This window comes from Cellvibrio sp. (assembly GCF_053579595.1).
In genome coordinates this window covers 1-9,028 of sequence record NZ_JBRFPI010000177.1, presented here as the reverse complement: position 1 = coordinate 9,028, position 9,028 = coordinate 1, and the positions used below count along the sequence as shown (strand labels likewise).

The window sequence follows — 9,028 nt, the reverse complement described above, 5'->3', positions numbered from 1 at the left end:
TGTTCGAACGCGGACGCGCACTATCGCTGCATTTGTTTGAACATATTCATGGTGAGTCACGCGATAGAGGCCAAGCTATGGTGAATCTACAACAGCAATACCGAGATGCCGGTTTGGATATAGGCGTAAAAGAATTGCCCGACTATTTACCCCTGTACCTGGAGTTTTTATCCACTCAAGGCGAAGAAAATGCGCGTATCGGTTTGGAGGAAGTCGCACCAATTTTAGCGGTGCTGGCTTGTCGGTTGGAAAAACGCAACAACCCCTATGCCGGGCTATTTCACTGTTTGATTTTGCTCTCGGGTGTTGAGGTGAATCTCGACGAATTACACGCCCAATTAGAGCAAGAAAAACGCGATGACACACCCGAGGCCTTGGATAAAGTCTGGGAGGATGAAGTGGTGAATTTCGGTGCAGAAAAAAATGCCGATAGTTGCAGCAGTTCAACCGCACGCCCAACGCCACAACAAAGCCGTGATCATGTTGAATTTCTCAACGTCGATGAATTACTCAACTTACAAGCCAGTGCGCGGTAATAGGAGCCGTTATGAATTATCTCAACACCTTATTATTTGGACTTTACCCTTATCTGGCACTGATCATTTGTTTTATAGCCAGTTGGATTCGCTATGACCGCGAACAATACACCTGGAAGGCCAGCTCCAGCCAGTTGTTAGAAAGTAAACAACTTAAAACCGGTAGCCGTTTATTTCACGTAGGTATTATCACGGTATTGCTGGGTCACTTTGTTGGCTTGTTAACACCCGTTGAAGTTTGGCATCTGCTTGGCATCCACGCCCATCATAAACAACTTATCGCTATGACGCTCGGTGGCGTTTTTGGGGTAATTTGTTTTATTGGATTAACCATTCTATTGCGTCGCCGTTTATTCAACCCTCGTATTCGAGCCACTAGCAGCAACATGGATATTACGGTATTGCTGCTACTCTACGCGCAATTAATATTAGGATTGGGATCTATTTTTATTTCTGCACAGCATACCGATGGCGAAGAGATGTTGTTGTTAATGAGCTGGGCACAAAACATTGCCACCTTTGATCCTGCGCAAGCTGCGTCCGCTATAGCTTCCGTACACTGGATTTATAAACTCCATGTGTTTTTGGGAATGAGTTTATTTGTGGTGTTTCCCTTCAGCCGCTTGGTGCATGTATTTAGCGTGCCGGTGAAATACGTAGGGCGCCATTATCAAATTGTGCGCAAAAAAGCCTGGCATTAATGGCAAACGTAAATAACGCACCGGAGAGAAAGCGATGATTCAAGTCAATCAAGCCACCATAAGCGAACAACATATTTTGGCTGAAATGCAATACCACCCTGCGGATTCACAGCGTGAAGCGATGATTAAAGCCGCCGAGGCGCTAATTATTAGTGAGTTGTTACGCCAACGTGCGGCACAGCTGGAGTTGCAAGTAGGGGACAACAACGCAGAGGCTTCCGATGAGGATTTTATTGAGGCCTTACTTGCACAAGAGGTGCAATTACCTACTGCTGACGAGCAGGCATGCCAGCAATACTTTCGCGCCAACGCCCAGCGTTTTATGAGTTCGCCACTGCTTGAACTGCAGCATATTTTAGTCGCTGCAGCACCGGAAGATGAAGCTGCGCGTATTACGGCAAAACAAGATGCTGAAGCCCTGTTGATAAAATTACAACTGGGGCAGGATTTTGCCCAACTTGCACAAACCCACTCCGCCTGCCCGTCTAAACAAGAAGGCGGAGACTTGGGTGTTATCAGCCGCGGCCAAACCGTGCCTGAGTTTGAACGGCAATTATTGCTCTTGCCGGTCGGCTTACATCACCAACCACTGGAAAGCCGCTACGGGTTTCATATTGTGAAAGTCAATCGCATCACACCAGGGCAAGCACTGCAATTTGATGATGTAAAAACCAAGATCGCACAATTTTTACAGGAGCGAGTTCGCCACAAAGCCATAGCACAATACATTCAGCAATTAATTAACGACGCCAAAATAGAAGGTTATGATTTTTCGGTACCAACATCAACGCTAATGCAATAAACCGTTTTAGCTTGCGAGGGTTACACCATGAGTTTAGAAACAGCACACGACTTGCTCAACAGAAGTCTGGGGCAACTAGCACGAAAAATTCCCGGCGCTACCGCTATTTTTCATCACCAAGGACTGGATTTTTGTTGCGGCGGGAATAAAAGTTTACGCCGCGCAGCAGAAGAAAAAAATCTGGATAGCGACGCTATTGCCAATGCACTATGGAGTATCGCTAGCAAAGGTGATGTGGCTGCTACAGAGAATATGCCCCTGCCAGAGTTGATTGATTTTATTTTAGAAAATTTCCATCAGGTCCATCGAGCTGAATTGCCAGAATTGGTGCGTTTGGCAACTAAAGTGGAGCGAGTGCATATCGATAAACCCGATTGCCCCCATGGTTTGAGTGATCATCTATTGCATATGGCACAAGAGTTAGAGACGCATATGCAAAAAGAGGAGCAGATTTTATTCCCCATGATTAAACAGCAAGCTGGCTCTATAGTACTAGGCCCCATTAGTGTGATGCGCCACGAACACGACGATCATGGCGCGGCACTGCGTGAATTGGAACGGCTCACCAACAATATGCAATCACCAGTGGGGGCCTGCAATACCTGGCGCGCACTGTATTTAGGCCTGCAAAAGTTGCGCAATGATTTGATGGAGCATATCCACTTGGAAAATAATCTACTGTTTGTCAAACAGGAGGAGCAATTTAGCAAACCACAGCCCAATTCAACTTGTTGTGGTACCTGTAGTTGAAATGAAGAGGCCAAATACCACCAGCGCAATGACAGCACTGGTGGTACAGATACGCACACAAATTCCCTTTGATGAACTGGATGAGGCGCGCGTCTGTTCCGGAAAGTGCGTCGGCTGTGCAAAAAAATTGTTGGAGTATTTGGAGCAGGAAGTTATTCACTGGGAATATAGCCTTGCGCGCGGTGAGGTTCCCAGCTTGGGTGATATTAATAAACTGGCGCGCAGTGCTAAAAAAATTTACAAAGTGTTGCAGTTAAATAATCTGGTGTAATCATTTTCGTGGAGCGACTAATTCAACCTTCGTCATTCGCCGTGAGCGATAAAATCCCTCCCTGTTTATCAAATACCAAATACTGCTGAATCATACCGGTGTTGATGCCTGCAATCATGGCATCCAGCGGTTTATTGGCATCCGTACTACTCGGCGCCTGCGCGCCTTTACCCGCAAGGCTAGCGGCAAAAACTAGTGACCAGGCTTGACCAGTGTTCGCCGCTTCAGCGATCAGATCAGCGAAGCTGGTAATTTCATCCGGTGTTTTATCTACACACATTTTCGGCGTAAGAAAACCGCCCTCGTTGGTATCGCCACCGGCTACCTCATCAATATCCACAAACACCAGCAATAAACGTTGCGCATCGGCTTGCGCGCGCGCTGCTGTTAAAAAATCATCAAAGTGTTCCATTGCCAAGCCTCATCTTGTTGCGCTTCATCTTATTCCTCAATAGCCCAATTTACGCATTACACGCGCGCGATGAAATACCCACTAAGGCTTAGCCTCCCTCGCATCAGCCACCCTACCCCCTTGTAGGTAGGTCTGCGCAAAGTTTGACATAGATCAAATATTGCAGCCCGTTCGCACACTAGCCTTACACCACATATAGACACAAAAGAAAATATAAATACTAGATATGGTGTTTCATGAAATTTATGCGCTTTGTGAATGAACAGATTGTCTGGCAGGAAGTGCCTGGTGAAACCTCACTCGCCTACACCATTACTGGCTGCCCGCTGCGCTGCAAAGGCTGCCATAGCAGCGAGTATCGCAACCCCAAATTAGGTGAACCACTCTATAGTGATTATTTCCAGAGTCGTTTGGACGCTTATCGCGGGCTGATTAGCTGTGTTGTCTTTTTTGGCGGCGAATGGCTACCGGTTTTATTGCAACCGCTGCTTGAGCAAGCACGGCGCGCCAACTTAAACACCTGTCTCTACAGCGGTTTTGATTTAATACCCGACTGCTTATTGCCGCATTTGACCTATGTGAAAACCGGTGCATGGATTGCAGCGCGCGGCGGCTTGGACAATCCCAATACCAATCAACGTTTTATCGATTTGCGCACCAACGAATTATTGAATTACAAGTTTCACACTACCGTCCATTGTTAATTACGCACTAACCATTATCTATAACGAGGAGTTTTTATGCTGCGCCTGAACCCTGCTCAACTCGATGAAAAATTAGAATTTATTCAACACTATCTTGCTGCAGAGAATGCAGCCGACGGTTCCACCATGGACGCCAATGCCAATGTGACGCAAAAAAATATTGCGACATTGGAGGCGGAGTTAATGAAGGATTTTTTCGTACAAGTTAACCGCGAACAAGTGCGCCGAAAGATTGCGGAGTTATTTGGCGAGAGTATGGCGGCGGAATATATTCGCCAGATTGAACAGCATGAAATTTATGTGCACGATGAAACCAGCCTGAAGCCCTACTGTGCCTCGCTCACCATGTATCCATTTTTGCTGGATGGCTTAACCAAGCTGGGCGGCGAATCGCGCGCGCCACAACATCTGGAATCCTTTTGCGGCACCTTTGTGAATTTTGTCTTTGCCGTGAGTTCACAATTTGCCGGTGCTATAGCCACCGTCGAATTTCTTACCTATTTTGATTATTTCGCACGCAGGGACTACGGTGATAACTACCTGAATACCCACACCAAACAAATCGCCAACCATTTACAACATGTGGTTTACGCGCTTAATCAACCAGCAGCAGCGCGCGGCTATCAAAGCGTGTTCTGGAACATTTCCATTTACGACCAACATTATTTTGATTCGATGTTCGGTGAATTTGTATTTCCGGATTTCACCAAGCCGGAATGGACTAGCGTTGCACAACTGCAAGATTTTTTCCTGCATTGGTTTAATGCCGAGCGCAGCAAAACCTTGTTGACCTTTCCGGTAGTGACAGTGGCAATGCTCACCGAAAATGGTCAATGTAAAGACCACCCATTTGCCGCGTCTATTGGCTCACATCTGGCTCAAGGTAGCGCATTCTTTATTTATCTTTCCGACAATGCCGATTCGCTCGCCTCCTGCTGTCGCCTGCGCAACGAAATTAGCGACCACACATTTTCTTACACACTGGGAGCTGGTGGAGTTGCAACTGGTTCGATCAATGTGATCACAATTAATATGAATCGCCTGGTACAGGATAAACGCGACTTACTCACCGAAGTGAAAAAAATTCACTGCTACCAAGTCGCCTATCGCCAATTAATGGAAGGCTATTTAGCCGCTGGCATGCTCAATGTGTATTCCGCCGGTTTTATCAGCCTGGATAAACAATTTCTCACCATCGGCATTAACGGCATGGTAGAGGCCGCCGAGTCGCAAGGTATTCGTGCCAGCAATAACCCGGAATACATTGAATTTGTGCAAAATCATTTAAAAGTCATTTACAACGCTAACCGCGCCGCCAAAGAAGAATTTGGCTACTTGTTCAATACTGAATTTGTTCCGGCTGAAAACCTCGGGGTTAAAAACGCCAAATGGGATAAAGCCGATGGCTATAAAGTGGAGCGTGAATGCTATAACTCGTATTTTTATGTGGTGGAGGATGACCACACCAACCCACTCGATAAATTTATTATGCATGGTCGCGAGTTGATTGATTATCTCGACGGTGGTTCCGCACTCCATTTAAATCTGGATGAAGCATTAAGTGCAGATGCCTACATAAATCTTATCAACATTGCTGCTAAAACTGGCTGTAACTATTTTTGCATCAACGTAAAAATTACTATCTGTAACCAATGCCAACAGATCGACAAACGCACACTGCATAAATGCTCCGCGTGTGGCTCAGACGATGTGGACTACGGCACGCGCGTGATTGGGTATTTAAAACGCATATCGTCCTTCAGTGCCGGGCGTCGCAAAGAGCACAAGCTGCGTCATTACCATGTGAAAAAAGCACGCACTACTTCGGTTAATAGCCCTCAACATCAGGCTGAGCGACATGATTCGACCGCTGCCGCCTGAGATAATTTATTAGCCAATTAACACTCGATTAACGTTTCAAAACCCATGGATGTTAAACCCCCTCAGCCCTTTCTGCACCCGGCACCCCTTAGCCGGTGTGCAGTTTTTTGCGGGATTAATTTAGCGATAACGCGCAACATATCCAGCAATTTGTTGTACGGCCGCAGCGATACGCGGTGGTAAATGTGTATTTAACTCAATACTGGCCAATAGGTTTTTAATCCCCAAACCCAATTCGGTATCACCATTCATTTCCAACCGCCGTTGAAAAAACAGCATATCAGGATCAAGCCTCTGGGTTGCAATCAGTAACAGATCGTAACTGCTTGCGCTAAAACGCAGATCGGGTTCGGCCTGTGCTTCCGCCACAACCAGCTTATGATTGCAGTAGCGAACGCTAAATTGAACACCTATATCCTTAACACAAACATTCAGCAATTTATCGCAAAAAAAATCTAATTCGCCCGCAGCAATAGCCTCGCGCAACGTATAGTTAAGGCTGCGCGCCAGCGCCAATTGTTGCAACCGGTCAGGCACCACTCGCGCAGCCCAACTCATTGCTCCAGGCAGATGTGGAATCATCGCTTGTGCAAGAGCATCTACCCCTTTGCTTACCCTTTGTTGGTATAACATTTTTGTACCTCATGATCGACAATAGAGCATTACCAATCATGACAAGCTAACACCAAGCTGGCTATAAACCATTGGAGGTAGGCGATGGAATTGTTATGCCCCGCAGGCAATATTCCTGCACTAAAAGCAGCCATTGAAAATGGCGCCGATGCGGTGTATTTAGGGTTGCGCAACGAAACTAACGCGCGCCATTTTGCCGGTTTGAATCTGGACGCCTTAAAACTGAAAGAAGCCGCACACTATGCGCATCAACATCGGTGCAAGGTGCATCTGGCGATTAATACCTTTGCGCACCCGGATACCTGGCAGCATTGGACAAGTGCAGTCGATGAAGCGATTGCCTGCGGAGTAGATGCATTAATTATTGCTGACCTGAGCATTCTGCAATATGCCGCTGAGCGCTATCCGCAAGCAGAGCTGCATTTGTCGGTACAAGCATCGGCAACTAATGCGGCCGCCATCGATTTTTATGCACAACAATTTAATGTGCAGCGCGTGGTATTGCCTCGGGTATTGTCTATCGCGCAAGTAAAAAATCTGGCGCGCTCCTGCACTACACCTTTGGAAGTGTTCGCCTTTGGCAGCCTGTGCATTATGGCGGAGGGGCGTTGCTATTTAAGTTCTTATTTAACCGGGCAATCACCCAATACCTTTGGTGCCTGCTCACCTGCCGAATTTGTGCGCTGGGAAGACCGCAATGGCGTGTTGGAATCCCGTTTAAATAATGTATTAATTGATCGCTTTGGCACTAATGAAACAGCGGGCTACCCAAGACTGTGCAAAGGCCGCTTTACACTCGCCGATCAAGCTAACACTGCGCCCTACCATGCACTGGAAGAACCCACCAGTTTAAATACGATGGAGCTATTGCCGGAACTGCTTGCCCTGGGCGTTCGCTCATTAAAAATTGAGGGCCGCCAACGCAGCGCAGCCTATGTTGCGCAAGTTACCCGCGCATGGCGCCAAGCCATTGATTGCTGCCGCGCCGACCCTGCAAAATTTTTGGTTAAAAATGAATGGCAGGCTGCACTCGCGCAACTGGCTGAAGGCAGCCAAACCACACTGGGTGCTTATGAACGTCAGTGGCGATAAAAGCAAAAGGTTTTGATTATGAAATTTTCACTCGGCCCGATTTTATATTTTTGGGATAAAAACAGCGTAATGGATTTTTACCGCACTGCCGCCGAATCCTCGGTGGATATTATTTATTTAGGTGAAACTGTATGCCCCAAGCGACGCGAATTGCGCTTGGAGGATTACATCGCCATCGCCCACCAACTGCGTGAAGCCGGAAAAGAAGTAGTGCTCTCCAGTATGACATTGCTGGAATCCCCGGCAGATTTACGCGAGTTAAATCGCTACTGCGACAACGGCGAATTTTTAATTGAAGCAAATGATATAGGCGCCGTGGGTTTACTGAACGAACGCGGGCTGCCTTTTGTGGCGGGCAATACACTCAATTGCTATAACCAACACAGTTTGCGCTATTTAATGAAAATGGGGATGCAACGCTGGGTAGTTCCCGTTGAATTACCCCTGCGCTGGATAAACAGTATATTAGAGAGCAGTGAAATAAACGATGTACGCGAATGTTTTACTACCGAACTTTTTGCCTTTGGCTACTTACCACTGGCTTGGTCGGCGCGCTGTTTTAGCGCGCGTGCCGAGGGTAAATCCAAAGATCAATGCGATTTGTGCTGCAAAAAATATCCAACAGGCCGAGCGGTAACCAGCCAGGAAGGTGAGACATTATTTACCTTGAATGGTATTCAAACCCAGTCAGGTTATCGCCACAACCTCATTAACGATTTACAAGGACTGCAAAATACCATTGATATTATTCGTTTAAGCCCGCAAGAAAATGATACCTTTTTGTGGTTGGAACGTTTTCAGCAACAACTGCACAATCCAACAACATTTCCCTTGCAAAAGCCTGACTGCAACGGCTTCTGGCATGATCAAGCGGGCAAAGAATTAATCATCGCCAGTAGCGGAAGCCACTAAATGGAAAAAACAATCGCGGTAATATTGGCCGGTGGTCGCTCAAGCAGAATGGGCGGACAACCCAAATGCCTGTGCTCTTTGGGCAAGGAGCGCATCATCGACTCCTTATTAGCACGACTTACCCCGCAAGTTGATGAAATTCTTTTGAATATCGCTCCCGGCTCAACCCTGGCAGAGGATATTTTTAGACACCCCACACATCGACCTGCACATATCAGTGTGGTTGAAGACCTATATTCCTCATTCTCAGGCCCGCTTGCGGGCATCGCTAGCAGCATGCAATACCTGCGCGCACGCAATTCATCGGGAAAATGGTTTCTCAGTGTCGCTTCTG

Annotated in this window: 12 protein-coding genes; 10 read left to right on the top strand and 2 right to left on the bottom strand. The window is 47.0% G+C overall.

The features are described from left to right. The 5 genes from narJ to ACWA6V_RS12060 form a co-directional block, all read left to right on the top strand. Positions 1-536: nitrate reductase molybdenum cofactor assembly chaperone (gene narJ / locus ACWA6V_RS12080; protein ID WP_449522724.1), on the top strand; the 536-nt coding region annotated here is incomplete at its 5' end. An 11-nt stretch (positions 537-547) separates the two neighbouring features. Then, positions 548-1,237, top strand: coding sequence for a respiratory nitrate reductase subunit gamma (narI, locus tag ACWA6V_RS12075; protein WP_449522723.1), 690 nt, complete (start codon positions 548-550; stop codon positions 1,235-1,237). Positions 1,238-1,271: 34 nt separating this feature from the next. Next, positions 1,272-2,039 carry a peptidylprolyl isomerase gene (locus ACWA6V_RS12070; RefSeq protein WP_449522722.1) on the top strand — a complete coding sequence of 256 codons (768 nt, stop codon included), beginning with the start codon at positions 1,272-1,274 and terminating at the stop codon, positions 2,037-2,039. 27 nt (positions 2,040-2,066) lie between these two features. Beyond that, entirely contained in the window at positions 2,067-2,789 is a 723-nt protein-coding gene (ytfE, locus tag ACWA6V_RS12065) for an iron-sulfur cluster repair protein YtfE (protein WP_449522721.1), read from the top strand. A 1-nt stretch (position 2,790) separates the two neighbouring features. After that, complete coding sequence (locus tag ACWA6V_RS12060; RefSeq protein WP_449522720.1) at positions 2,791-3,060, top strand: hypothetical protein; 270 nt, start codon at positions 2,791-2,793, stop codon at positions 3,058-3,060. A 22-nt stretch (positions 3,061-3,082) separates the two neighbouring features. Here ACWA6V_RS12060 and ACWA6V_RS12055 read toward each other — a convergent pair whose 3' ends face one another. Then, positions 3,083-3,472 carry a hypothetical protein gene (locus ACWA6V_RS12055; RefSeq protein ID WP_449522719.1) on the bottom strand — a complete coding sequence of 130 codons (390 nt, stop codon included), beginning with the start codon at positions 3,470-3,472 and terminating at the stop codon, positions 3,083-3,085. Between the two features lie 236 nt (positions 3,473-3,708). On the opposite strand from ACWA6V_RS12055, the gene nrdG reads away from it, so the two are divergent. Both nrdG and nrdD read left to right on the top strand, forming a co-directional pair. After that, complete coding sequence (nrdG, locus tag ACWA6V_RS12050) at positions 3,709-4,176, top strand: anaerobic ribonucleoside-triphosphate reductase activating protein (protein WP_449522718.1); 468 nt, start codon at positions 3,709-3,711, stop codon at positions 4,174-4,176. Positions 4,177-4,212: 36 nt separating this feature from the next. Further along, positions 4,213-6,057 (top strand): anaerobic ribonucleoside-triphosphate reductase, encoded by a 1,845-nt coding sequence (gene nrdD, locus ACWA6V_RS12045; protein ID WP_449522717.1) that lies wholly within the window; start codon positions 4,213-4,215, stop codon positions 6,055-6,057. A gap of 120 nt (positions 6,058-6,177) precedes the next feature. Here nrdD and ubiT read toward each other — a convergent pair whose 3' ends face one another. Further along, positions 6,178-6,690 carry a ubiquinone anaerobic biosynthesis accessory factor UbiT gene (ubiT, locus tag ACWA6V_RS12040; protein WP_449522716.1) on the bottom strand — a complete coding sequence of 171 codons (513 nt, stop codon included), beginning with the start codon at positions 6,688-6,690 and terminating at the stop codon, positions 6,178-6,180. A gap of 84 nt (positions 6,691-6,774) precedes the next feature. Here ubiT and ubiU point away from each other — a divergent pair, with 84 nt between their 5' ends. The 3 genes from ubiU to mobA all read left to right on the top strand — a co-directional run. Beyond that, positions 6,775-7,782 carry a ubiquinone anaerobic biosynthesis protein UbiU gene (gene ubiU / locus ACWA6V_RS12035; RefSeq protein WP_449522715.1) on the top strand — a complete coding sequence of 336 codons (1,008 nt, stop codon included), beginning with the start codon at positions 6,775-6,777 and terminating at the stop codon, positions 7,780-7,782. 18 nt (positions 7,783-7,800) lie between these two features. After that, positions 7,801-8,694 carry a U32 family peptidase gene (locus ACWA6V_RS12030; protein WP_449522714.1) on the top strand — a complete coding sequence of 298 codons (894 nt, stop codon included), beginning with the start codon at positions 7,801-7,803 and terminating at the stop codon, positions 8,692-8,694. Then, a partial coding sequence (gene mobA / locus ACWA6V_RS12025; RefSeq protein ID WP_449522713.1) for a molybdenum cofactor guanylyltransferase occupies positions 8,695-9,028 on the top strand: 334 nt, incomplete at its 3' end.